The sequence below is a fragment of the Sinobacterium norvegicum genome, assembly GCF_923077115.1.
Classification (GTDB): Bacteria; Pseudomonadota; Gammaproteobacteria; order Pseudomonadales; family Sinobacteriaceae; genus Sinobacterium; species Sinobacterium norvegicum.
Genome location: NZ_CAKLPX010000002.1, coordinates 152,957 through 177,991, shown reverse-complemented (window position 1 = coordinate 177,991; position 25,035 = coordinate 152,957). Strand labels below are relative to the sequence as shown.

At 51.7% G+C, this 25,035-nt stretch carries 25 protein-coding genes; 11 read left to right on the top strand and 14 right to left on the bottom strand.

Going from position 1 to position 25,035, the window contains the following annotated elements:
• Positions 1-12 precede the first annotated feature (12 nt).
• The 5 genes from L9P87_RS09825 to L9P87_RS09805 form a co-directional block, all read right to left on the bottom strand.
• Positions 13-723 (bottom strand): LrgB family protein, encoded by a 711-nt coding sequence (locus L9P87_RS09825; protein ID WP_237444562.1) that lies wholly within the window; start codon positions 721-723, stop codon positions 13-15.
• Entirely contained in the window at positions 716-1,075 is a 360-nt protein-coding gene (locus tag L9P87_RS09820) for a CidA/LrgA family protein (protein ID WP_237444561.1), read from the bottom strand. The genes L9P87_RS09825 and L9P87_RS09820 overlap by 8 nt, the downstream gene beginning before the upstream one ends.
• 9 nt (positions 1,076-1,084) lie before the next feature.
• A complete protein-coding gene (locus L9P87_RS09815) occupies positions 1,085-1,591 on the bottom strand; it encodes a disulfide bond formation protein B (protein WP_237444560.1) in 507 nt (168 codons plus the stop codon).
• A 40-nt stretch (positions 1,592-1,631) separates the two neighbouring features.
• Positions 1,632-3,227, bottom strand: coding sequence for a glutamate--cysteine ligase (gene gshA / locus L9P87_RS09810; protein WP_237444559.1), 1,596 nt, complete (start codon positions 3,225-3,227; stop codon positions 1,632-1,634).
• Between the two features lie 103 nt (positions 3,228-3,330).
• The gene (locus L9P87_RS09805) at positions 3,331-3,633 is read right to left on the bottom strand and encodes a PA3694 family proteiin (RefSeq protein ID WP_237444558.1); all 303 of its coding nucleotides are present in this window, start codon (positions 3,631-3,633) and stop codon (positions 3,331-3,333) included.
• A gap of 219 nt (positions 3,634-3,852) precedes the next feature.
• On the opposite strand from L9P87_RS09805, the gene L9P87_RS09800 reads away from it, so the two are divergent.
• Positions 3,853-4,659 (top strand): universal stress protein, encoded by an 807-nt coding sequence (locus L9P87_RS09800; RefSeq protein WP_237444557.1) that lies wholly within the window; start codon positions 3,853-3,855, stop codon positions 4,657-4,659.
• A gap of 69 nt (positions 4,660-4,728) precedes the next feature.
• Here the strand turns inward: L9P87_RS09800 and dtd are convergent, their stop codons facing one another.
• The 4 genes from dtd to typA all read right to left on the bottom strand — a co-directional run bounded on the left by dtd (position 4,729) and on the right by typA (position 9,270).
• Positions 4,729-5,169 carry a D-aminoacyl-tRNA deacylase gene (gene dtd / locus L9P87_RS09795; RefSeq protein WP_237444556.1) on the bottom strand — a complete coding sequence of 147 codons (441 nt, stop codon included), beginning with the start codon at positions 5,167-5,169 and terminating at the stop codon, positions 4,729-4,731.
• 74 nt (positions 5,170-5,243) lie between these two features.
• The gene (pip, locus tag L9P87_RS09790; RefSeq protein WP_237444555.1) at positions 5,244-6,209 is read right to left on the bottom strand and encodes a prolyl aminopeptidase; all 966 of its coding nucleotides are present in this window, start codon (positions 6,207-6,209) and stop codon (positions 5,244-5,246) included.
• 138 nt (positions 6,210-6,347) lie between these two features.
• Positions 6,348-7,214 (bottom strand): Tim44 domain-containing protein, encoded by an 867-nt coding sequence (locus L9P87_RS09785; RefSeq protein WP_237444554.1) that lies wholly within the window; start codon positions 7,212-7,214, stop codon positions 6,348-6,350.
• A gap of 241 nt (positions 7,215-7,455) precedes the next feature.
• Positions 7,456-9,270, bottom strand: coding sequence for a translational GTPase TypA (typA, locus tag L9P87_RS09780; protein ID WP_237444553.1), 1,815 nt, complete (start codon positions 9,268-9,270; stop codon positions 7,456-7,458).
• A gap of 192 nt (positions 9,271-9,462) precedes the next feature.
• Between typA and L9P87_RS09775 the strand changes: the two genes are divergently transcribed.
• The gene (locus L9P87_RS09775; RefSeq protein WP_237444552.1) at positions 9,463-10,824 is read left to right on the top strand and encodes a sodium-dependent transporter; all 1,362 of its coding nucleotides are present in this window, start codon (positions 9,463-9,465) and stop codon (positions 10,822-10,824) included.
• Between the two features lie 69 nt (positions 10,825-10,893).
• On the opposite strand, the gene hslU is transcribed toward L9P87_RS09775, so the two are convergent.
• The 5 genes from hslU to L9P87_RS09750 all read right to left on the bottom strand — a co-directional run bounded on the left by hslU (position 10,894) and on the right by L9P87_RS09750 (position 17,638).
• Positions 10,894-12,231, bottom strand: a complete 1,338-nt coding sequence (hslU, locus tag L9P87_RS09770; RefSeq protein WP_237444551.1) for an ATP-dependent protease ATPase subunit HslU — start codon at positions 12,229-12,231, stop codon at positions 10,894-10,896.
• Between the two features lie 20 nt (positions 12,232-12,251).
• Positions 12,252-12,803, bottom strand: coding sequence for an ATP-dependent protease subunit HslV (gene hslV, locus L9P87_RS09765; RefSeq protein WP_237444550.1), 552 nt, complete (start codon positions 12,801-12,803; stop codon positions 12,252-12,254).
• A 172-nt stretch (positions 12,804-12,975) separates the two neighbouring features.
• Positions 12,976-13,581: an SPOR domain-containing protein gene (locus L9P87_RS09760; protein WP_237444549.1), complete on the bottom strand. Its 606-nt coding sequence runs from the start codon at positions 13,579-13,581 to the stop codon at positions 12,976-12,978.
• Positions 13,582-13,584: 3 nt separating this feature from the next.
• Positions 13,585-15,270 carry an arginine--tRNA ligase gene (gene argS, locus L9P87_RS09755; RefSeq protein WP_237444548.1) on the bottom strand — a complete coding sequence of 562 codons (1,686 nt, stop codon included), beginning with the start codon at positions 15,268-15,270 and terminating at the stop codon, positions 13,585-13,587.
• 85 nt (positions 15,271-15,355) lie between these two features.
• On the bottom strand, positions 15,356-17,638 hold the full coding sequence (locus L9P87_RS09750) for a primosomal protein N' (RefSeq protein ID WP_237444547.1): 2,283 nt from the start codon (positions 17,636-17,638) through the stop codon (positions 15,356-15,358).
• A gap of 266 nt (positions 17,639-17,904) precedes the next feature.
• Here L9P87_RS09750 and rpmE point away from each other — a divergent pair, with 266 nt between their 5' ends.
• The 9 genes from rpmE to tatA all read left to right on the top strand — a co-directional run bounded on the left by rpmE (position 17,905) and on the right by tatA (position 25,033).
• Positions 17,905-18,120: a 50S ribosomal protein L31 gene (rpmE, locus tag L9P87_RS09745; protein ID WP_237444546.1), complete on the top strand. Its 216-nt coding sequence runs from the start codon at positions 17,905-17,907 to the stop codon at positions 18,118-18,120.
• A 789-nt stretch (positions 18,121-18,909) separates the two neighbouring features.
• Positions 18,910-20,172 (top strand): malic enzyme-like NAD(P)-binding protein, encoded by a 1,263-nt coding sequence (locus L9P87_RS09740; RefSeq protein WP_435531797.1) that lies wholly within the window; start codon positions 18,910-18,912, stop codon positions 20,170-20,172.
• A 145-nt stretch (positions 20,173-20,317) separates the two neighbouring features.
• A complete protein-coding gene (locus L9P87_RS09735) occupies positions 20,318-20,713 on the top strand; it encodes a gamma-butyrobetaine hydroxylase family protein (protein WP_237444544.1) in 396 nt (131 codons plus the stop codon).
• Between the two features lie 167 nt (positions 20,714-20,880).
• Positions 20,881-21,630, top strand: coding sequence for a bifunctional demethylmenaquinone methyltransferase/2-methoxy-6-polyprenyl-1,4-benzoquinol methylase UbiE (ubiE, locus tag L9P87_RS09730; protein WP_237444543.1), 750 nt, complete (start codon positions 20,881-20,883; stop codon positions 21,628-21,630).
• A complete protein-coding gene (locus L9P87_RS09725; protein ID WP_237444542.1) occupies positions 21,627-22,271 on the top strand; it encodes a ubiquinone biosynthesis accessory factor UbiJ in 645 nt (214 codons plus the stop codon). Before ubiE ends, L9P87_RS09725 begins: the two co-directional genes overlap by 4 nt.
• Before the next feature lie 23 nt (positions 22,272-22,294).
• Positions 22,295-23,932: a ubiquinone biosynthesis regulatory protein kinase UbiB gene (gene ubiB / locus L9P87_RS09720; RefSeq protein WP_237444541.1), complete on the top strand. Its 1,638-nt coding sequence runs from the start codon at positions 22,295-22,297 to the stop codon at positions 23,930-23,932.
• 84 nt (positions 23,933-24,016) lie between these two features.
• Entirely contained in the window at positions 24,017-24,406 is a 390-nt protein-coding gene (gene hisI / locus L9P87_RS09715) for a phosphoribosyl-AMP cyclohydrolase (RefSeq protein WP_237444540.1), read from the top strand.
• A gap of 19 nt (positions 24,407-24,425) precedes the next feature.
• The gene (locus L9P87_RS09710) at positions 24,426-24,761 is read left to right on the top strand and encodes a phosphoribosyl-ATP diphosphatase (RefSeq protein WP_237444539.1); all 336 of its coding nucleotides are present in this window, start codon (positions 24,426-24,428) and stop codon (positions 24,759-24,761) included.
• Positions 24,762-24,778: 17 nt separating this feature from the next.
• Complete coding sequence (tatA, locus tag L9P87_RS09705) at positions 24,779-25,033, top strand: Sec-independent protein translocase subunit TatA (RefSeq protein WP_237444538.1); 255 nt, start codon at positions 24,779-24,781, stop codon at positions 25,031-25,033.
• Positions 25,034-25,035: the final 2 nt, after the last annotated feature.

Below are 25,035 nucleotides of genomic sequence, written 5' to 3'. Positions count from 1 at the left end.
ACGGCTCTATCGTTAGCCGCCCAGCCAAGCAACGGCTACCGGCAAAAATATTGCAGTAAAAAGACCGGTCAAACCCAGCGCCAGACTGCTGAATGCACCCGCGGTCTGGGATAATTCAAACGCTCGGGCCGTGCCTAAGCCATGCGCTATCAAGCCCAGGGTAAGCCCCTGGATGCGCTCATCCTTAATCCTTAACACCTTAAAAACCAGCGGTGAGAATAGTATTCCTGCAATAGCTGTAACAATAACTGCACCGGCAGCTAACTGAACCATGCCACCCAGTTCTTCCGACAACCCCATGGCAATCGGCGTGGTCACCGACTTCGGCGCCATCGAGATCATTGTCTCTAGAGTGCCGCCGAACAGCCAAGCGATGCCAACAGCAAAGGCCACCGCAGCACTGGCACCCAGCACAATAACAACCAGTAACTGTTTCCACAGCGCCCGTATGTGCTTAAACTGCAAGTACAGTGGCAATGCCAAGGCAACCGTGGCCGGCCCCAACATGTAGTAAAGTATTTCATTCGCCACAAAATAACGCTGATAATCTATCTCTAACAGCCATATTGTTGTCGCAATAACCGCCACCGATATCAACATGGGGTGAAGTAGCAAACGTTTGCCACAGCGTAAATACAACACTTGGCTCAATTGAAAGACACCCAGGGTTAATACCAGTGCAAACAGCGGCGAATCTATAATACGGTATGAGTAATCAATCATTGGTCAAGCCATCGTCCTTGGGCTTAATCATTAGCTTAAGCAGGCCAGCCACAAAAAACTGCGCCAACAAAGTGCCTAAAACACAGGCACCTATAATCGCCGGCCACTGATCATCAAAACGGCTATCCAGGAAGAATATTCCCACTGATGAGGGCAGGAACATCAGCGTTAAGTGCTTGATTAACCCATCGCTGACAGCGGCAATATCATCGCCCACGCCGCCAACCACAATCAGGCCGATAAAGAATACAATCATTCCCAGCACCCCAGCAGGCACCGGAATATTGAGCGTTTCTTTCAGCGCCTCACCAATAAGTAGACAGCCAAAAATGACAAAAAGACCTTTAAGCATCGACGACGACTAAATAGCGGCGTTGTTTGGCTGGCGTAACACCTGCCATATACCAAAGGCTACCAGCCCTACAAAAGCCACCAACGTCCAACCCGGAATACTCACCCCCATAAACGTCCACACCACCTCGGCGCAGTTACCGTCACCCTTCAGCATCACTTCAAGCGCCTTCATAAACGGAAAGGTTTCAAGCATATAGGCTAACGGCGGCCCGCAGGCTGGCGCCATATCGGCTGGCAGGCTTTGCAAATAAAGTTGACGCATTGAGAAACCACTGCCGATTAAGGCAGACACCGCAACTAAGCAGCCGTATATCCGTGCACCTAATGCCTTAGGGTTGTGGATAAATGCTAACAGCCCCCATGCCCCAGCTAGAACAATAAAGACGCGCTGGGTAATACACAGCGGACAGGGTTCCAAGCCGAGCTGAAACTGCATAAAGTAACCCGTCGCCATCAGGCCACAACAACCCAAAAAGATCATCAGGTTGGTCTGACGCGTTGTATTGAATAGCATTGATTAGACTCCGTAATAAATATTAACTGCTAGACGGCCGTTAGATAGCGGCCAAATGGTTGTACTGCTGATAATAATCTTTGAGAAATTGATCAAACGGTTGCTGTTCCTGCGCCTCTATCTCAACCATCTTGTCGACCGAGAACCGTGCTTGCCGTAAAAATTTCTCATACTCCTGCGCCGCTAACGGTTCGGCCAAAAATTGCTGACGTAGTGACTCCGACTGGTTCATCGCAAAACGAAAATAGGGTATTTTCTGCGCCGTCATATCCGCTAAGATTCTTGCCGATGGCGTTTTACTAGCGTCGAGGAATTTCTGCTGCTGCCGTTTGAGCGCATCGCTGTAATCCGAGCTACCAAAAACATTATCGAAGTGCTCAGCAATCACGGTCATTTCCTCCAACAGCTCAAGCCCCCAATCTTTGAGCACCTTGCACTCGCCACAGAAATTAAGCTGTAAGCCAGGGCGGCGCCCCTCATTGACCACTAACTTCAGGTTGGCCGCTGAGGTATGAAACTCACGCTTCGACATGTCCTCGCTTTCTGCCATAAGGCAGGCCATCAAGAAAATATCAACAAACTTTAATTGCGCAGCCGACATACCCAATGGCTCATAGGGGTCGAGATCCAAACAGCGTACTTCGATATATTCCACACCACGCTCATAGAGCGCATTAATCGGCGTCTCCCCAGGCTGAGTTACCCGCTTAGGTCGAATACTAGAATAAAACTCGTTCTCGATTTGTAGCAGGTTAGGACTGAGCTGCAGATAGTCGCCCCCCTCATTTTTGATGCCGATTGCGCTGTAATCACGATGGGCTGTCGTGAGGGCTTGCAGTAGCGGACGGATATACCCTTCTAAACTGTTATAACAAACCGATAGATCCTCCTGCGCACTGCTTTGATAGCCGAGGTCACCCATTCTCAACGACGTGCCGTATGGCGCGTAAAAAGTGCCGGGATCAAACTCTTCAAGATTGCCGGCAACGCCACCAACAAAGGTTTTACAAAGCGCCGGCGAGGCACCAAACAGATAAACTAACATCCAGCTATAGCGATGAAAGTTGCGAATCAACCCTAGATAGTTTTTCGTCTTGAAGTCCTGCAGTGACAGCGAACTTTGTTCTCGCGCATGCAGCAATTGCCAAAACTCTTCCGGCATTGAGAAATTATAGTGAATGCCGGCGATCGTCTGCATTGCCTTGCCATATCGATGGCCCAGGCCCTCGCGGTATACCGTCTTCATTTTACCGTTGTTGCTGTTGCCGTAACGCCCAACAGGAATGCTGTCATCGCCCTTCAAAACACAGGGCATACTGGCGCACCATAGCAGCTCGCTGTTTTCATCGATGACTTGGTAAGTATAGCGATGCAACTGATCCAGGTCGGCCAGAGCGCTATCGACATCATGATAAACAGGGGTGATAAATTCGAGCAGCGCCTCACTATAATCGGTAGTTATTGAACTGTGTGTCAACGCTGCACCCAGCTTTGCAGGATGCTCGGTACTGGCTAATCGCCCTTGAGGGGTGACACGAAGACACTCTTTCTCAATACCTCTACCGATCTGTTTAAGGCTGGCTTCTACCTCAGCCGAGGCAAGAAAGGCTAATCGTTGCTGAAATTGAGCTGACAAAATATTCCCCTTTTATATGGCACAGTTCCGACTGTCAAATATCTTGCAGCCCGCTACTTGGCGATCTAGTGATTATAGAATATTGTGACGAATGAATGATTTATCAACCACCACAGGGAAGGCCGCGCTGCTTGTCATCAACCAGTATGCTACGCAACTGTTTACCATCAGGAGTCGTTGTTTGGATCACAATGTAATCGCGAATGCAGACAGCCTGGTGCTGCGACTTCTTCGGTGACATGCGAAACTCCTCACCCGGCTCCAGAATCACTGAATTATATTGCGCAACAACGGCTGCATCAGCCTCGCTTGAGTGTCGGATATAACCGTAAAAATCGAGTACAGCTACAGTCGCTATAACAGTAAGAATGGCGGTTAGAACATAGTACTTTGGGTCTGAGTTCACAGCATGGCCTTTAATTAACATTTGATCATCGCGGCTATTGTACGAGCACGCCTGATTTTTCGCACTATTATTTGACAGCATAGATCAACTATTTATCCAAAACCTGCCAGTTTAATCGTCCCTCCATGTAGCCCCCCCTGTTATGTCCAAATAGCTGTGGTAGTATGTTGACAAAGACTAAAAAAACGTAAGTCTGCATATCGAAAGAAGAAAAGGACGATGCCGATGAACCCCGAGTTCGAGAACAAGATTTTTGTCGTAGTAGACCCCAGCCAAGAAAAACATGTTGCCTTAGAGCGTGCGATTATTACCGCCAAATTCCGCGATTCTGCCGCGCTGCATGTATTGATTGCTGTCGATGCCGAGCATACTGACACCACCGCCAAGAACAGCAATCTGTTTCGCAGCTCAACGTGGTTCTATAACCTGGCCAAGCCCGTTGAAGAAGCCGGTTTAGAATTCTCTGTTGAGTTCTGCTGGAGCGGTGACTGGTACGGCTCTATTATCAAATCGGCGAAAGAGAGTGGCTCCAACCTCATTATGCTGCCGTTGATGCACCGCCCCAGCGACAGCCTATGGGTCAACGAATCTATTTGGAAGCTTTTGCGCACCTCTGAACTGCCTGTTTTAATGGTTCAGCCCGGCGCCGAAATGCACCGCAAGACCATTCTTGCCGCCGTTAATTTCCAGGGCCGTAAAGATAAATACAAGCGCCTCAACGATGATATTATTTATCGCGGTCAATGGATGGCAGAGAAATACGATGCCGACCTCCACATTGTGAATGCCTATAAAGACTCGCTAAACTACCCTGACCGCTCAGCATTGGCCAATGAGACCGGTGTCGACAGCGACCGCATTCATGTGATCAACGGTGCGCCGGAAGATGTTATTGCCAATATATCCAAGCAATTACAGGCTGATGTCACCATTGTGGGTACGCTTAAGCGTGCCAATAGCTGGCGTGGCAACACCTCAGAGAAAGTTATCTCCCGCCTACACGGCGACATCTTAACGCTCAACTAAACCCTGCGTTTGAGACAAAAAAATACCTGCACTGTGCAGGTATTTTTTTGTCTGTAACAGCCTCGCAGCTTAGCTCTCCAGCAAGAAGGTAACCGGCCCATCGTTCACTAACGACACCTGCATATCGGCACCAAATTGCCCCGTCGCCACATGACCAGTATGCGCATCTTGGCACTGCCCCACCATGTAATCATATAATACTTGCGCATCAGCCGGTGCCGCCGCTGTTGAAAAGCCAGGGCGTAAACCTTTGCGGGTGTCTGCCGCCAGCGTAAACTGTGACACCAGTAAGACCCCGCCTTCGATATCGCTGACACTGAGGTTCATCTTCCCCTCGTCGTCGGCAAAGATGCGGTAGGCCAAGAGTTTTTTCAGTAATTTATCCGCGGCAGCTTTATTGTCGTTTCTTTCGACGCCCAGCAGCACCAGCATGCCCTGCTGAATTTCACCACTGACCTCACCCTGAATCTCGACTTTTGCCGTTGTTACTCGCTGCACTAACGCACGCACTGACCTACCCCCCAATAAAAAGCCGCTAATAACGCGGCATTTTTCATTACGATTAATGTAAATTTAATCACGGCTTAATAATCATCTTCATCGAGGAAACGGCGTGATATGTCACGCGTTGCTCTAATCAATGCATCGACGATAGTCGCCTCGCTCGCAGCATGCCCCGCATCACGCACTATATTAAGCTGCGACTCAGGCCACAGGTTATGTAAACTTGTTGATGCCTCTAACGGTGAAACCATATCGTATCGACCATGAACAATAACACCGGGTATTCCTGCTAATTGCTTGGCGTTCTCAAGAATCTGGTTTTCGGCAATAAACCCATTATTAACAAAATAATGGGTTTGCAATAATGCCAATGCCACAGCCCGATGCGGCTCACTGTATCGCTCAACAGTTTTTACGTTAGGCCTCAGCGTGGCACATCTCGCCTCCCATAACGCCCACGACTTGGCCGCCGACATGCGGGTAAGATCGTTATCGCTATGAATCAAATCATAATACGCCTGTAGACAATTTTGACGCTGCTCTGCGGCTATCGGTCGAACAAAATCCTCCCAGTAGTCTGGAAACACTCTACTGGCACCACTTTGGTAAAGCCAATCCAGATCAGTTTGTCGACAGAGGAAAACACTGCGCAACAGCAGCGCCATGACGCGTTCTTTGTGCTGTTGAGCATACAGCAGAGCAACAGTTGCCCCCCACGAACCACCGGCGACGACCCACTGCTCAATCTGCAAAAATTCGCGAATACGCTCGATATCCTCAACCAGTTCAACCGTGGTGTTTTCGTTCAGTTCGGCATAGGGCGTGCTGCGACCGCAACCACGCTGATCGAATAAGATAATGCGGTATTTGCTCGGATCGAACAGCGACCGGCTATTGATGACGCCGGTTACGCCGGGCCCGCCATGGACGACAATAACCGGCAGGCCATCGGGACTGCCGCACTCCTCCACATAGAGTTCATGCACACTACTGACTTCAACACGGTGACGATTATAGGGTTTTAAATCGGGGTAATGAACAAGCATATTAAGTCCGATATCGCTGAATTATCTAGGATTATAAACAACTGCCAATGGTTGTCAGTATCGACTATATCCACACCGATTCCTAGTATAGAAACGATTTAACCAGCGTGACGTTCACGGTGGTTAAATCGCTGCGGATTAATCGTTATGGATTCCGACGATTAACCATGGGGCGTTGTCTTCATTCAGTTTACGCTCTAAGTGCCAAGTCTCGCTGATATTCTCTTCGGTGTTATCGCCTAGATCCTTATAACGACCGGTAAACTTAACGCTTAAACAGGCCTCGCCAAACATTTGATCAGCACGTACCAGCTCGGTATTGATAAACAACACCTGTGTCTGCGGCTCACTGTCCAGCGTCAATCGTTCGGCCTGCATCGCATGAAAAATCTCATCGCTGAGGTATTCCTTCATAATCGACAGGTTGTTTTCATTCCACGCTTTTTGCAGCACATTGTAGTGGCCACGTGCGCCCTCAAGAAAGTTGTCGACATCAAAACCCTGGGGCAGATTAAACGGGATATCATCGGCAGCACTCGCCGTATTCTGAGAGAAACCAGAAGTCGAGTGATTCGGTTCAAAATCTTGCTGCGACGTACGCTGCTCATTAAAGGGTGCACCGCCTGCAGCACTGGCCTGCTGCTGACTAAATGGCCCAGCCTGCGCCTGTGGTTGACGGCGGCGGCGCATAAACCAAATAATGGCGAAGGCGATGGCTCCAATGATCAATATGTCTGCCATCTGCAGCCCTTCAAAGGCGCCGCCGGCAAATAATGCGGCCAACAAACCACCGGCCAATAAGCCACCGAGCAAGCCGCCCATCATGCCTTTTTTGGAACTACGCTGTTGATTGGCAGCCCCCTGCTGTTTCTGTTGCTGGGTATTGGTCGTGGTCGGCTGTTTAGGCGCCGTCTTAAACTGCTTGCCAAACGAGCCGCCACCGCCAAATTTCTTCTTGGCAAAGGCCTCAGGCGACTGCAGCGCCAAGACTAAAAACAGAGACATGAAAATAGCCAGATATCGCATTAATACTTCCCATTAAAGCTAAAATAAGTGGCCGGTATCTTAGAGTAGCCAGTGCGCAAGTCAACCAAAGTCGGCGGTGTTAACAAGCTATTAATATCCACCCTTGGATTAACACTGTGGTCGCATCAAAAATGATGGACAATCCCGCTTCAGTCTTGCTCGATTAAATGGCAGGCACAAAAAAAAGGCGCCGAGGCGCCTTTTTTTAACAGCCGAAGAATTACTTCTTCTTGTTACGCTTACGCTCGTTTTCGGTCAACAGCTTCTTACGAATACGAATTGACTCAGGCGTTACCTCGACCAGCTCATCGTCTTCGATGAATTCCAGCGCCTGCTCAAGCGTGTGCTTGATATAAGGAACCAGAGTCAAGGCTTCATCAGTGCCCGAGGCACGAACGTTGGTCAACTGCTTGGCCTTGGTTGGGTTCACAGCCAAGTCGTTTGAGCGGGTGTGAATACCGATGATTTGACCTTCGTATACGTCGACGTTTGCAGGAATCAACAGACGGCCACGCTCCTGCAGGAAGTACAAACCGTAAGCCAGTGCCTTACCCTTGGCCATCGAGACAAGAACACCGTTCTGACGTTCGCCAGCCTCACCACCCTTAACAGGGCCGTAGTGATCGAAGATACTGTTCATGATGCCAGACCCCGAGGTCAGCGTCATAAAGAGCGTACGGAAACCAATCAGACCACGAGCAGGAATAGTGTATTCAAGACGAATACGGCCCTTACCATCGGGTTCCATGTTAGTCAGTTCACCCTTACGATTACCCATTTCTTCCATGATAGAGCCCTGGTGCTGCTCTTCCACGTCAATGGTTACGTGCTCAAACGGTTCGCTGAGAACGCCATCGATCGTCTTCTGGATAACTTCTGGACGAGAAACGCCCATTTCGAAGCCTTCACGACGCATCGATTCGATCAGTACTGACAGGTGAAGCTCACCACGGCCGGAGACAACAAACTTATCCGGTGTATCACCCTCGGCAACACGCAGAGCAACATTGTGAATAAGCTCTTGATCGAGACGATCTTTGATATTACGGGTAGTAACAAACTTACCTTCTTTACCGGCAAACGGCGAATCGTTAACCTGGAAGGTCATGGTTACCGTAGGCTCATCAACACTTAACGCTGGCAATGCTTCGACATGCTCAGGGTCACAGATAGTATCCGAGATAGACAGCTCACCCAGACCAGTAACACAAATAATATCGCCGGCACTCGCCTCTTCAACCTCGACACGATCCAGGCCGTGATAGCCCATAACGCCTAATACTTTACCCTTGCGCTGCTCGCCGGGCTTGTTAGCGTTTTCGATCATGACCTGCTGGTTTGGTTTGATTGAGCCGCGGGTTACACGACCGACACCAATAACACCAACATAGCTTGAGTAATCCAATGCAGAAATCTGCATTTGTAGCGGGCCATCGGTATCAACCTCAGGAGCCGGAACGTTATCAACAATCATCTGCATCAGCGGCGTCATGTCGTCGGCCAATTCGTCGGCTTCCAGGCCGGCAATACCGTTCAACGCTGAGGCGTAGATAACAGGGAAATCCAACTGTTCGTCAGTGGCACCAAGCTTGTCGAAGAGGTCAAAAACCTGATCCATCGCGTAGTCTGGACGTGCGCCTGGACGGTCAACCTTGTTGACCACAACGATTGGGTTAAGACCCTGCTCGAAGGCTTTCTGCGTCACAAAACGAGTCTGGGGCATTGGACCATCAACAGCATCGACCAACAACAGTACCGAGTCGACCATCGACATAACACGCTCAACCTCTCCACCGAAATCGGCGTGGCCCGGTGTGTCAACAATGTTGATACGATAGCCGTTCCAGTTGATAGCGGTGTTTTTCGCTAGGATGGTAATGCCACGCTCTTTTTCTTGATCGTTGCTATCCATGACGCGCTCACCACCCTGGTTGCGCTCCAGCGTGCCTGATTGTTCAAGCAACTTGTCTACAAGGGTAGTCTTACCATGGTCAACGTGGGCTATGATGGCGATATTTCTTAATTTATCTGTCACTACACTTGTTCCTGGATTGGGAGGCCCAAGGAGTTGAGCCAATAAAAAAAAGTGCCGAATTATACACAATATTGAGCCAAGTCAACATAGGCAGTACTACTTATTTGCCATAGTAATCGTAACGTGGTTTATTGTGGCCAGCTAAATACGCGCTATATTTTACCCTACTTTAGACTCCTCGAGGAAAACATTGTGAGCAGTACTCAGAATCGCAGCCAGTGGTCTGGCCGCTTTGCCTTTATAATGGCTGCCACCGGCTCCGCCGTTGGCCTTGGTAACATTTGGAAGTTTCCCTATATCACCGGCGAATACGGTGGTGGTGCCTTCGTATTGATGTACCTTTTCTGTATTGCGCTGATCGGTGTACCCATTCTGATGGCCGAAATCATGATTGGTCGTCGCGGCCAACACAGCCCAAGCCGCTCAATTTCAGATATTGCCGAAAAAGAAAAATCATCGAAGAAATGGGGTATTGTCGGCGGTGCAGGCTCACTAACCTCCTATCTGATCCTCACCTTTTACTCGGTGATTGGCGGCTGGACACTCAACTATCTAGTGAAGTCACTGAGCAATGTCTTCAGTGGTCAAGATGCCGCATCAATCGAGGCGATCTTCGGCCAAATGCTGGCGAACCCCGGCGAAATGCTGTTCTGGCACTCTGTTTTCATGATCTCGATTGCCGTGGTCGTGATGCGCGGCTTGAGCAAGGGTATCGAAAAAGCCATCGTCGTATTAATGCCGGCCATGTTTGTGTTAATTGCCGGCCTTGTGCTTTACGCCGCCTTCGGCACCGATGGCTTCGGCCAGAGTGTCGACTTCCTATTCAGTTTCGACTTCAGCAAAATTACCACCACCGCATTCCTAACCGCCCTCGGCCACAGCTTCTTTACTTTAAGCTTGGGCATGTCGGTGATGATTGCCTACGGTTCGCATCTGCCCAAGCACATCTCTATTGGTCGCGCCTCGGTTACCATTGCCCTGCTCGACACCGTCGTCGCCTTATTGGCCGGCCTGGCCATCTTTGCCATCGTCTTCTCTAACGGTCAAAACCCCGGCGCGGGCCCCGGTCTTATCTTCCAAACCCTACCCGTTGCCTTTGGCAGCATGGGTGCTGGCTTTATTGTCTCAATTGCCTTCTTCTTCCTACTCTTATTCGCCGCCTGGTCCTCAGCGATCTCATTACTGGTACCACCAGTTGAGCGCATGGAAGACACCGGTATGAGCATTGCAAAATCAACCTGGCTGGTTGCTGGCAGCGCCTGGGTTATCGGCATTCTTGCCCTGCTATCCTTTAACGTGCTGAGTGACACCGACAAATACGGCCTATTCGGCATGGGTATTTTCGATCTGCTCGATTACCTAACCGGCAAGCTATTGCTGCCGCTGGTTGGTCTGTTCGTTGCTATCTTTGCCGGCTGGGTGATGTCTTACAACACCACGACCAAAGAGCTGGAGCTCAGCGGCGCGCCTTATATTATCTGGCGCCTGCTGACCCGCTTCGTTGCACCGGTGTTAATTATCATCGTCTTCACCTCTGAGCTAGGGCTGTTTTAACAGCACCTGACCAGGCATAAAAAAACCCGCATTACGCGGGTTTTTTTATGCCTGAACATCGATGATGCGCTACAGAATAAAGCGACTCAAATCTTCGTCGACACGCAACTCTCCGAGCTGCTCATCAACAAAGGCCGCGTCGATAATTAGCTTCTCACCTCGAGCGGCCATATCACCAGCATCGAATGACGCCGCTTCAAGCAGTCGTTCCAATACCGTGTGCAGGCGGCGAGCGCCAATATTTTCAGTACGCTCATTCACCTCCCAAGCGGTGTCTGCAATACGGCGAATACCGTCTTCGGTAAAGTCGATATCCAAGCCCTCAGTAGCTAACAAAGCCTTGTATTGCTCGGTCAGGCTGGCCTTTGGCTCGGTCAAAATACGGCAGAAATCGTCGCTGGTCAGCGCCTCGAGTTCGACCCGGATCGGCAGTCGTCCCTGCAGCTCTGGAATCAAATCCGAGGGACGGCTAAGATGGAAGGCGCCGGAGGCGATAAACAGAATGTAATCGGTCTTAACCATGCCGTATTTGGTGCTGACGGTACAACCCTCGATCAACGGCAATAAATCACGCTGCACACCCTCACGGGAGACATCGGTGCCGCCGCTCTCGCCACGCTTGGCCACCTTATCAATCTCGTCGATGAAGACAATACCACTCTGCTCAGCCAGTTTAACGGCACGAGACTTAATATCCTCCTCGTTAACCAGCTTGGCAGCCTCTTCATTAATCACCGCCTTCATCGCGTCTTTGACGGTCATCTTGGCTGTTTTTTTCTTATCCTGCCCCATGTTCGAAAACATGTTCTGCAGCTGGCTGGTCATCTCTTCCATGCCCGGTGGCGTCATAATTTCGACACTTGCTGCGGTGGCAGAGACCTCAATCTCAATCTCTTTGTCGTCCAGCTCACCCTGTCGCAATTTCTTGCGGAAGATTTGACGAGTGGTCGAATCCTTACTGGTTTCATTGCTGTTTTCTTCAAAACTACGGGCGGGCGGCAACAGCACATCGAGAATACGCTCTTCGGCGGCATCCTGTGCCTTGTTTTGGTTTTTGCCAACCTCAGCCTCACGCAGTTGCTTGATCGAGTGCTCAACCAGGTCACGAATAATCGATTCGACATCGCGACCGACATAGCCAACCTCGGTAAACTTAGTGGCCTCAACCTTGATGAACGGCGCCTTGGCCAATTTGGCTAAGCGACGAGCCACCTCGGTCTTACCGACGCCGGTGGGGCCAATCATTAGAATATTCTTTGGCGTCACTTCCGCCTGCAGGCTCTCGTCGAGCTGCATGCGACGCCAGCGATTACGCAGGGCGATGGCGACAGCGCGTTTGGCTCCAGCCTGACCGACAATGTGACGGTCGAGCTCATGGGCGATTTCTCTCGGTGTCATTTCCGACATATGCTTTATCCTCGCCGACGCTATTGTGCTGCGTCGGTGTCTAATTCTTCGATGGTGAAATTGTGATTGGTATAGACGCAGATATCACCGGCAATGGTCAGGCCTTTGGTGACAATATCTTTGGCGCTCAGCTCAGTGTTATGCAACAAAGCCTTCGCCGCCGACTGGGCGAAGGGGCCGCCCGAGCCAATGGCAACCAGATTATCTTCCGGCTCAATAACATCGCCATTACCGGTGATAATTAGCGAGGTCTCATGATCGGCAACAATTAATAACGCTTCGAGATTGCGCATGGAGCGCTCCGTCCGCCATGCCTTGGCTAACTCAACCGCGGCGCGAACCAACTGCCCCTGATATTTTTCGAGCTGAGCCTCAAACAGCTCAAACAAGGTAAAGGCGTCAGCCGTACCACCGGCAAAACCTGCCAATACCTTGTTGTGGTATAAACGGCGAACTTTGCGAGCGTTGCCCTTCATTACGGTATTACCCATAGAAACTTGGCCATCACCACCGATAACTACTTTACCGTTGCGGCGAACCGATAGAATCGTCGTGCCTCTGTACTGTTCCAAGGCCTTTTCCTCACGCTAATTTAAAACCTTAAATGTGGGGCAAGGCTGTGGTTTTTCAAGGGCGGGGGATAAAGACTGCAATAATTACCATCGAAATCAAAACAGCGAGTAACACCAAAACAAAAAAACGGGCATTAAGCCCGTCTTTTCAATCACCGTACACCGCCAATGATCAGCCTTTTTTGCGCTTAATCACCATGGTATCGAAGCCCTGGTCGACCAATTTCGCTCGGGTTGACGATAGATTGCCTGCATTTTGGCCGAACGGCCCAACAATTACCCGGTACCAACCTTTCTTGCCCTTTTCAGGCCCGTCAATCGTGGCCTGCATACCCTGAATAATCAGATTGGCACGATGGCTGTCGGCATCCGATTGGCTGCGGAAAGACCCCGCCTGAATAAAGTAATCGTATTTCACCGACGATTTTTTAATGCTCTCACGCTGCAGCGGGTCGACCTCGACAGTCACCTCCGAGTCACGCAGTATGCGATAAAACTCATAATCGGTTTGGCTGCTTTTCTCCGCCGGCTGCGATTGATTACTCACCGGTATCTTCTTGCCCTCACTTGCCTGCGGCGTTTTCTTTGCCTCTGCCGGCCCGCCGCCAGCACCGCTGGCCAAGTATGCCAAAAAGGCGATAAAGCCACCGGCTACCAAGCCAGTAAACAGCCACACCCAACCGGGAACGCTGGAGGATTTCTTTGCTGGTTTCTTCTTATTGACCGGTCGCTTCTTCTTCGCCGCGGCCGGTTTTTTCTTCGCAAAGTCTTTTCCCATGAATTACATTTTCTCCGGGCTAGAAACACCCAACAAATCCAAACCATTATTCAGCACCTGTCGCACCGCCTCGCTCATCGCCAGACGCGCATTACGCAGCGGCGCATCCTCGATCAGCGTTTTATGGGCGTTGTAGCAGCTGTGGAAATCGCCGGCCAAGTCATAGAGATAGTTTGCCACCAAGTGCGGCTCGGCTAAAGTCGCCGCGCGGGCAACCACATCGGGGTATGCCGACAGACGCTTCATCACCGCCTTCTCAGCATCCTCGGTAAGCAACGACAAATCTTGCGCATCGGTATCTGCAGACCAGCTCCAGCCGAGATCGGCCAACTTGGCCATCATGCTGCACACGCGAGCGTGGGCGTATTGAATATAATAAACAGGGTTTTCATTGCTCTGCGAACGGGCTAAATCAATATCGAAGGTCAGCTGCGAGTTCGCGCTGCGAGCGGCGAGGAAATAGCGGGTTGCATCCTTACCCACCTCCTCAATCAAGTCACTGATAGTGATATAGCTGCCGGCACGCTTAGAGAGCTTAACCTCTTCACCGCCGCGCATGACCATTACCATTTGATGCAATACATACTCTGGCCACCCCTCTGGAATGCCGGCATCGGCGGCCTGCAGCCCTGCACGAACCCGGGTAATCGTCGAGTGGTGATCGGCACCCTGCTCGTTGACCACGCGCTCAAAGCCACGCTGCCACTTATCGATATGGTAGGCAACATCGGGCACAAAGTAAGTGTAGTCACCGTCGGTTTTACGCATCACACGGTCTTTGTCGTCGCCGAAATTAGTCGTCTTTAGCCACAGCGCATCGTCTTTCTCATAGGTGTTGCCGCTGTCGATAAGACGCTGTACCGCGGCCTCTACCTTGCCTTCGCTGTACAGCGAACTCTCGAGGAAGTAGACATCGAAATTAACACCGAAGGCTTTTAAGTCGGCATCCTGCTCGCGGCGCAGATAAGCAACGGCAAAATCACGGATCGCCTCGAGGTTTTGCGCATCGCCGGCACCGGTGACATTTTTATCCTCTGCGACCACGGTATCGCCGGCCATATAAGACTGGGCGCAGTCGCTGATATATTCACCACGGTAGCCATTTTCGGGCCAGCTGGCATCATCGGGACCCAGGCCAAGACAGCGGGCCTGCGTCGACAGCGCCAAATTGTTTATCTGCTGACCGGCATCGTTATAGTAAAACTCGGCGGTCACATCCCAGCCGGTGGCATCGAGCAGGCGACAGATGCTGTCACCAACAGCGGCACCACGGCCATGACCGACGTGAAGCGGGCCTGTTGGGTTGGCCGATACAAACTCAACCTGCACCTTTTTACCGGCACCGGCGGTAGAGCGGCCGTAATCAAAACCCTGCTCCAGTACCGTGCTGACCACGGCGGTGGCGGCGGCACTGTTGAGGTAGAAGTTAATAAACCCTGGGCCGGCGATCTCGACTTTTTCAACCGCATCGGAGGCAGGTAGATTATCGATAATCAGTTGAGCGACGTCTCTCGGTGGCTTGCCCACAGGCTTTGCCAACATCATCGCCAGGTTTGTCGCCAAATCACCGTGGCTCTTATCTCGGGTTCGGTCGACGTTAATTTTTGGCTGCATCTCGGCGGCAAGAATTTGTTGAGATTTTAACTGTTCGATGGTCTGCGCTAACAGCTCAGCAATAACGTCTTTCATGATTGGTCGACAACTCTGAAATATAATAAAAAGAACCGGCAATTATCCGGTTATTTTATCTGTTTGCCAAGCCGCCAGGGCGATATTAAATAGTTTCCTGCGGGTCAACATCGACAGACCAGCGCATTTGCCGCCCCTGCTTGTCCTTTTCGAGCCAATCGACAATGGCCGAAGTCAACTGCGACAATATAGAACGACTGGTCGACTTGAGCATTAATTGCGCCCGGAACCGCCCCTGGCGACGCAGCATCAGTGCCGGCATTGGCCCCACCCAGGCGACACGATCGGCCGCCAGATGTTGCAGCTCATCCCGCAGTCGTTGCAGCATCTGCTCTGCTAACTGCTCGTAACGGGCATCGGCACGCAGCATCACCAAATAACCACTGGGCGGCAATGATAATACTTGCCGTTCGACCAACAGCGACTGGGCGACGCCGTGATAACCCCGCTGCAACAACTCCAGCAGCAGAGGCTGCTCGGGGTGATGGGTCTGTATCAGCACTCGACCTGGCAATTCGGCTCGACCCGCCCGACCCGCCACCTGTACCAACAACTGGCTGATTCGCTCGGCGCCACGAAAGTCGCTGCTAAAGAATCCGGCATCGGCGTCGGCAATCGCCACCAGCGTCACATTGGGGAAGTGATGCCCCTTGGCCAACATTTGAGTGCCCACTAAAATACAGGGGGCACCACCATTAACCTGCTCGAGCAACTGCTCGAGTTCGCCCTTGCGCGACACGGTATCGCGGTCGACACGCAGCACCGGGTAGTCGGGGAACAACTGTTCCAGAGCGCGCTGACTCCGCTCCGTGCCGACGCCTTCACCGCTGAGATTGGCACTGTGGCACTCGGGGCAATAATCTGGTAGCTGACGGCGGCTATCACAATGATGGCAGCGCAGGTGTCGCGGTGTTAAATGCACAGTCATATTGGCATCACATTGCAGACAGCCGGCATTCCAACCGCAGTCATGACACATCAGCGAGGGCGAGAAACCCCGCCGATTCAAAAAGACTAATACCTGTCGGCTTTGCTCAAGCTCTGCACGCATCGCCGCTAACAGCTCGCCACTCATACCCTCGTGCATATTCTGATTACGCACGTCGACCAGCTGCATCTTTGGTGGCTTGGCCGCGCCGGCACGCTGTAGCAAGCGGGCGTGGTTATAACGACCTGACTGGGCGTTATTTAAGGTCTCTAACGAGGGAGTTGCTGAACCCAGTATAATTGGAATGGCCAATTGCTTGGCCCGCACCAAGGCAGCGTCTCTGGCGTTATAGCGCACCCCTTCCAGTTGTTTAAACGAGGTGTCGTGCTCCTCATCAACAATAATCACACCAAGGTGAGCAAAACTGGTAAACAGCGCCGAGCGGGTGCCGATGACCACGCCGACCTCGCCAGCCTTGGCGCGACGCCATACATCGAGACGGTCACCGTCGCTCATTCCCGAATGCACCATCGCAACCGGGCAGCTAAAACGGTCGGCAAAGCGTTGACGTGTCTGTGGCGTCAGGCCGATCTCCGGTACCAATACCAGCGCCTGTCGCCCAGCGATCAATTGCCGGTGTATTAACTGCAGATAAACCTCAGTCTTACCGCTGCCCGTCACCCCTTCAAGCAACGTGGCGGCAAACCCCTTATCGTCAACACCATTAACCGCTTGCCGCTGCTCTTCGGTCAGCACTAACTCCGTCTCGGCAAGACGACTATCAAGCCTCTCCCCCATCATCTGATCGTCAAAGACCTCAACCTGCTCAATCAGCGCCTTTGCTGACATCGCCCGGCTTACCGCAGTGCTCACACCCTCAGCCTTGAGCGCCGCATTATCCATCCCCTGCGGGTGACGCTGCAGCAGCTGTAACAGCTGCGCCTGCTTCTTAGCCTTCTTTAATCCGCCCTCAGGCAAACCCTTGCCCATCGTGGTCAGACGCCACAATTTTTTGCTGACCGCAGTTGACCGCCCCTTGCGCAACATCACCGGCATCGCACCACTGAGCACCTCGCCAAGGCCGTAGTGATAATAACGACTGATCCACCGGCACAGTTCAAAGACATCGTCTGCAATCACCGGCTGATCATCCAGTAGCTGCTGCACCGGCTTAAGCTTGCTGACGGCGATATCGGCCACCGCGTCAGGGTCGACCACAACAGCAATCAGGTTTTGCCGGCCAAAGGATACCTTGACTCGGCACCCCGGCTGCACCCGGGCTATTTCGGTAGCGCTGAGACCGGCAGCAGGCAAATAATCATACAGCTTACGCAGCGGTGTCGGCACCGCGACCCGCCAGACAGCAGCCCTGGGTATCGGCGCATCGAGCCCCAGGCTATTAGCCGGTGCCGGCACCTGATCACGGTTACTACTACTCATTGCTATCGATTACTCCCCAACAAGCCACTGATATTTATAGATGCTAACACGGTAACAGATGGTCACGAGCGAAATATACCGAACAATCTCGCTGCCGACACAGAAACTAATAGCGCACAAAATTCAATTGACGCTTGCCTCCGCCGATTATTTTGGTAGAATCCGGCCTCCTGTGTTTTTGACACACTTAAAATTTATTCACGCCCTGTTGGTGCGGTGCTCGAGAAAGCTTGAGTGGCGGCTCCTCCAAAAATAGGATTGCGACCATGAAAGAAGGTATTCACCCAAATTACCAAGCCATCACTGCTACCTGCAGCTGTGGCAACGTCATCGAAACCAAGTCAACACTAGGCAAAGAGCTACACGTTGATGTTTGCTCTAGCTGTCACCCGTTCTATACCGGTAAGCAGAAAGAAGCCAGCACCGGTGGCCGTGTTGATCGCTTCAAGAAGCGCTTCAGCTCACGTTCTACTCGCTCTTAATAGCGATCAGAACACGGTGACATGGCCACGGCCATGTCATAGTAAAAAAGCACTACCGATATTCTCGCTAGTGCTTTTTTTTGGCTCAATTGCAGGCAAGCACTCACTGACGCCACAAACCGCGACAGTGACACGACTTTTCAAGTTCGGCCGCTACAATTGGCTTAATGTTTTTGGGCTTTACCCCCAAATAGACGAATAAGTTCGCCGTTGTGCAATAATGATCAAAACCGGCACTAGCTTTTTTGATCAAGAACAGGCACATTGAGCCTTTATCGTGTCACCGGCGTAGTGCACGATACAGACCAGCTATCAGATCGGGCGATAACCCCCGGTGACAGCAGGCACAAATTTAGCCATCCGTGACTCGCCCAGCGACCATTGATAGGCAAAGAAAGATAACAACATATTCAGCGCTGGGGAGACCAGAACCGTCGCTGACTATTTCTTTCTTATTCCCGTGGCTCCCATTGGCGCCACAACCAGGCAGGCTTAAAATTAGCAGTAATATCAGACTCGCTGATATGCACTATTTTAACGCCAACAACACCGGCCAACAGTTTATAATCTGTCGCCTACGGGGTTTCTGTATCGCGGTTACCGCCCATCACAGAAAACGTGGCGAAGCCTTGGTTGTTAACCATTGCCATGACCAAGAATTTGCACGCTATAATTTGCAATAGCAGGGCGCGTCAGAGTGAGAACAGCTCAACGTAAGCCCCAAGGCAGCACAAAACACTGCCTATCAATTTATAGCGGTTACATTAAACCAAGATTTTTAAGGTACAAATAATGTCAGATAAAAAACAAGCCGCTCTCGATTATCACGCCTTCCCCAAGCCTGGTAAAGTTGGCCTGGCGCTAACCACCGCGTCGGCCACCCAAGACGACCTAGCCCTTGCCTACAGCCCCGGTGTTGCTGAGCCCGTACGCGCCATCGCTGAAAACCCAGAAGACGCATACAAATATACCGCCAAGGGCAACCTGGTTGCCGTCATCTCAAACGGCACCGCCATTCTCGGCCTCGGTAACCTTGGCGCCTTAGCCAGCAAGCCAGTAATGGAGGGCAAGAGCCTACTCTTTAAGCGCTTTGCCGGCGTTGATTCAATCGATATCGAAGTGGATACCGAAGATCAAGATGAGTTCATTCGCACAGTTAAGAACATTGCCTCTACATTTGGCGGCATCAACCTCGAAGACATCAAAGCACCCGAATGCTTCGAGATCGAAAAGCAGTTAATCGAAGCCTGCGACATCCCGGTGTTTCATGACGACCAACACGGTACCGCCATCGTAACCGCAGCCGGCATGTTAAACGCCCTAGAAATCCAAGGTAAAACCGTTGCTGACGCCAAGATTGTCTGCCTCGGTGCTGGCGCAGCAGCGATTGCCTGCATGCGCTTACTGGTCAGTGTCGGTGTGCAAACCGACAACATCCGCATGCTAGACCGCAAGGGCGTTATCTACAAGGGCCGTGACGGTGTCAACCAGTACAAGGCCGAGTTTGCCAGCGACACCACCGACCGCACGCTTGCAGACGCCTGTAAAGATGCCGATGCCTTTGTTGGATTATCGGGCCCAAACCTATTGTCTGCCGAACTATTGGCTTCAATGGCACCAAACCCAGTCGTCTTTGCCTGCTCAAACCCAGATCCGGAAATTGCACCGGCGCTGGCCCGCAGCACTCGCGACGACTTAATCATGGCGACTGGCCGTTCAGACTTCCCCAACCAGGTAAACAACGTCCTCGGCTTCCCCTTCATCTTCCGCGGCGCCCTCGATGTTCGTGCCACCGCCATCAACGAAGAAATGAAGATTGCCGCAGTACACGCGATAAAAGACTTGGCCAAGCAGGAAGTCCCTCAAGTGGTACTCGAGGCCTGTAACGTTGACAGCCTGAGCTACGGGCGCGACTACATCATCCCAAAACCAATGGATAGCCGTTTACTCGGCCTGGTCAGCGCCGCGGTTGCACAGGCCGCCATAGACACCGGCGTTGCGCAGACCGGCTACCCGGCTAACTATCCGCTGCTCAGCGCTGACGATATTTAAGCCATCACAGCAACACGTCAGCGAGATCCGCTCAGCAGCCTTCAGCAACAGCGTTTGCTAACCGTGCTGCGGTAGGGTAAAAAAGGTTATTGTCTTCGGCGATAACCTTTTTTTATGCCGTCTCATTCTACCCACAGGAGCAACAATGAACCCCAGCCACATCCCCAGCAATATTAATTATAAAAAGAAGTCGAAGCTGCTGGTGCTCAGCTATGGCGGCAACCAGCCGATGGAATATAGCCTGCCGGCGGAGTATCTTCGTGTGCACTCACCCTCTGCCGAAGTGCAGGGACACGGTGTCGGTGCTGAGGTCTTGCAATTCGGCAAGCGGGACGTCGAGATCCAACAAATAGTGCCTGTTGGCAACTATGCGGTACAGCTACACTTCGACGACGGTCATAACTCCGGCCTGTATTCTTGGGCCTACCTATACGAACTCTCGGTCGAGCAAGCGGAGAAGTGGCAGGATTATTTGGCACGTTTGGCAGAAGCCGGTCAAAGCCGTGACGCTGACACCCAGGTGATTCGTTTAGGTAACTAAACCCCACCGATTATGCCGGCTAAAGGGCACGATTCACTGACGCCGGCCCAACAACCGTGGCAAAATTGACTCAGCCACGGCGATAAAGCCCACCGACGTCTATTAATAGCGGCGTATTGCGATACAATAGTCCCCATAATTTTTGCAACAGTGACCCCGTAGCTGCCATGAGCGATAACAAAACAACCCACTTTGGTTATAAAACCGTCAACAATGAAGAGAAGGCTGGCCTAGTCGCCGGCGTATTCCACTCAGTTGCCGCCAAGTATGACTTGATGAACGATTTAATGAGCGGCGGCGTGCACCGGATATGGAAGCGCTTTACCATCGAAGTCAGTGGCGTTCGACGCGGTCATAGGGTGCTCGACATCGCCGGCGGTACCGGCGATCTAGCCGCTAAGTTCTCCCGTCTTGTTGGCCCTACGGGTGAGGTTGTACTGGCTGACATCAACGATTCGATGCTCAAGGTCGGCCGCGACAAACTGATCGACCGCGGTGTTTGCAGCAACATTAATTACGTCCAAGCTGACGCCCAATATCTGCCGTTCCCAGACAACCACTTCGACTGCATTACCATTGCCTTCGGCCTGCGTAATGTTACCGACAAAGATAAGGCACTGCGGTCGATGTTGCGGGTGTTAAAGCCTGGTGGCCGATTATTAGTTCTGGAATTCTCTAAACCTGAGAATGAATTACTGTCTAAGGCCTACGATAACTATTCGTTTAAACTACTGCCGAAGATGGGCAAGCTGATTACCGATGATGCCGACAGCTATCAGTATTTGGCCGAGAGTATACGCATGCACCCCGACCAGCAAACGCTGAAAGAAATGATGGATGACGCCGGCTTTGCAATGACTGAATTTTACAATATGACCGGTGGTATTGTTGCGCTGCACAAGGGCGTGAAACCTTGATTATCCACCCCACCATCCATACCGCCGGTCTGGCCGCACTAGAACAGGCAATCAATGTTGCCCTGCGCTTCGACCCCGGTACCCAAGGTGCACTGGCGGAGCTCGATCAGCGGGTTTTCCATATTGAAATCACCCAGCCCTCACTCGATTTCTTCCTCTGTCCCGAAGCCGATTATCTCTCTCTTCGGGGTTTTAACGACGGCGTGGTCGATACCCACCTGCGCGGTAGTGCCAGTGAGTTTGTTCAGCTCGTCAGCGCCGACGACGCAGCCTCTGCATTAATCAACGGCGACATCACCCTCACCGGCGACAGCGCCCCTTTGATGCAGCTACAGGGCATTTTGAAAGAGCTCGACATCGATTGGGAGGCGGCGATCAGCCAGGCACTTGGCGGCAGCAGCGTCGCTGACATGGCCGCTAATACCGTTGGCTCTATCTTGCGTGGCGGCTTCAACTTTGGCCGCAAACTACAGCAAAACCTGCAGCGTCAAACCAGCGATTATATTCTCGAAGAAGGACGACTAAGCCCACCCAAGGCAGAACTCGAAGACTTTTATCAACAGGTCGGGAAGCTCGCCAATAGCACCGAGAGACTGCAGGCAAGAGTCGACCGACTCGCCAGTAAGCTAGCGAAACAATAAGCACCAAAAATAGGAAATTACCGGTGAAAACCCTGTTACGTTTACTGACTATCATTTGGGTAACCGCCCGCTACCGCTTAGACATATTGATTCCCAAGCATCGTCTGCCGGTGGCGCTTCGTCTCATCTTCACCCTATCCCCCCTGCGACTGATTCCTCAGCCCGACCTCAGCCGCGGCGAGCGCATCCGTCTAGCACTGATTGAGCTCGGCCCTATTTTCATCAAATTTGGTCAAATGCTATCGACCCGAGGCGACATCCTACCGCAGGATATTGTTGATGAGTTGGCGCTGCTGCAAGATAAGGTCCCCCCCTTTGGCAGCGACCAAGCCATCGCTATTATTGAATCGGCACTCGACGACAAGGTCGACAACATCTTTGCCAGCTTTGAGCCAACAGCGCTCGCCTCCGCCTCGATTGCCCAAGTCCATACCGCCACGTTAAAAGACGGACAGGAGGTCGTGGTCAAGGTTGTCCGGCCCGAGATAGAACAGGTCATCAGCAGCGATATTGCGCTGATGTTCAAACTCGCCGCTCTCATTGCACGCTACCTACCCGACGGTAAACGTCTACGCCCCGTCGACGTGGTAGAAGAATACAAGCACACCATTTTCGACGAGTTAGATCTCCAGCGCGAGGCCGCTAACACCTCGCAACTCAGACGTAATTTCGCCGACTCGGATTCTCTTTATGTGCCCGTGGTGTACTGGCAACACTGCCGCCCCACCGTCATGGTTATGGAGCGCATATACGGAATTGCACTGTCCGATATTGCGACTATGCAGGCGAAAAAACTCAATCTAAAATTGCTCGCCGAACGCGGCGTAGAGATCTTTTTCACCCAGGTTTTTCGCGACAATTTTTTCCATGCAGACATGCATCCCGGCAATATTTTTATCGACGGCAGCCAAGCCGACAACCCGTCCTATATTGCCATTGACTGTGCCATTATGGGCAGCCTCAGCGACTTTGATCGCCACTACCTCGCCCGCAACCTGCTGGCCATATTCCAACAGCAGTATCGCGAGGTAGCCGAGCTACACGTTGAATGCGGCTGGGTACCGGCGCACACTCGTGTACAAGACTTTGAAGGTGCTATTCGGGCCGCCTGTGAGCCAATCTTTGAAAAGCCGCTGGGTGAAATTTCCTTTGCCGAGCTACTGTTGTATTTATTCCAAACAGCCCGGCGCTTCGAAATGGAGGTACAGCCCTCACTCGTATTACTACAGAAAACATTGCTGCATATTGAAGGGCTTGGCCGCCAACTCTACCCTGAACTTGACCTCTGGCAGACCGCTAAACCCTATTTGGAAGACTGGTTAAAGCAGAACTACAGCCCCAAAACTCTGTTGAAAGAGACAATGAAGCGGGCACCCAGCTGGCTGGAAAAGCTTCCTAAAGTACCCGATATGATGATTGAATCACTACAACAGGCTCCGAAGTTGGCGCAGCTGGCCGACTCACAGCGCGAACAACAGCAAACCCTCAGGCGTCTCCAACAGCAGCAGGCCCGTACCCGCAGACGTGGCGCTATTGCCCTGCTAGCGGTTGCCGGGGCCGTCATCATCAGTCAGCCAGCGCTGATGCAACAACTCAGCCAACTGCCGACAGCCAGTGCCGCCCTGCTACTTATTGCCGCGATCTGTTTGCTGAGGCGCTAACAACAATATTGACTATTTACCGTCATAATTGTCGTATATTATGATATTTGAAAAGAAGTTATTTATTAAAGAATTATAGTGATTATGAACCATACCTTGCTCGAAGATATACAGTGGACAGAAGACGGCCTGATTGCCGCCATTGCCCAGGACTACCAGACCGGTGAGATCCTCATGATGGCCTGGATGAACCGGGAGTCGCTGCAATTAACCGTCGATGAAAATCGCGCCATTTACTGGTCACGATCACGCCAAAAACTGTGGCGCAAGGGTGAAGAGTCTGGCCATATTCAACGACTCCATGAACTGCGCCTCGACTGCGATGCCGATGTCATTCTGCTGAAAGTGGAACAACTTGGCGACATCGCCTGCCATACCGGCAGGCGGAGCTGTTTTTATCGGCGCTATGAAGAGGGTCAGTGGCAGTCAGTCGACCCTGTTGTCAAAGACCCAAATAGCATCTATAACAAGTAGTTAACAGGCGACAAAAGTCATGGATAATGTATTAGCACAATTAGACCAAGTATTAATTGCCCGTAAACAGGCCGACGCCGACAGCTCTTATGTCGCCTCGCTGCATAGCAAGGGGCTAAATAAAATATTAGAAAAAGTCGGCGAAGAGTGTACCGAGACTATTCTTGCCGCCAAAGATGCCGAAACCAGCGGTGACAACAGTGATGTTGTCTATGAAACCGCCGATTTATGGTTTCATACCCTGGTGGCACTATCGCATCTTGGCGTCGATTCAACCGCTGTATTGAAAGAATTACAACGACGTTTTAACCTTTCTGGGCTGGATGAAAAAGCAGCTCGTAGCACAACTAAATAACGCAAAAGGACAGTATTATGGGTTTAGGTGGCATCAGTATTTGGCAGTTATTAATTGTTTTGGTCATTGTTTTGTTGTTATTCGGCACCAAGCGACTGAAGAACATCGGTGGCGACCTTGGCGGAGCAATCAAAGGCTTTAAAAAGGCCATGACCGACGAGGAGGCTAAGGCTGCTATCGACGAAGAGAGCAAGACCCAGGCGCCGGAACAAAAAGTCAGCGGTGAAGAAGAAGCGGCCGCAGCCGATAACAATGGCAAAAAAGGCGAATAATC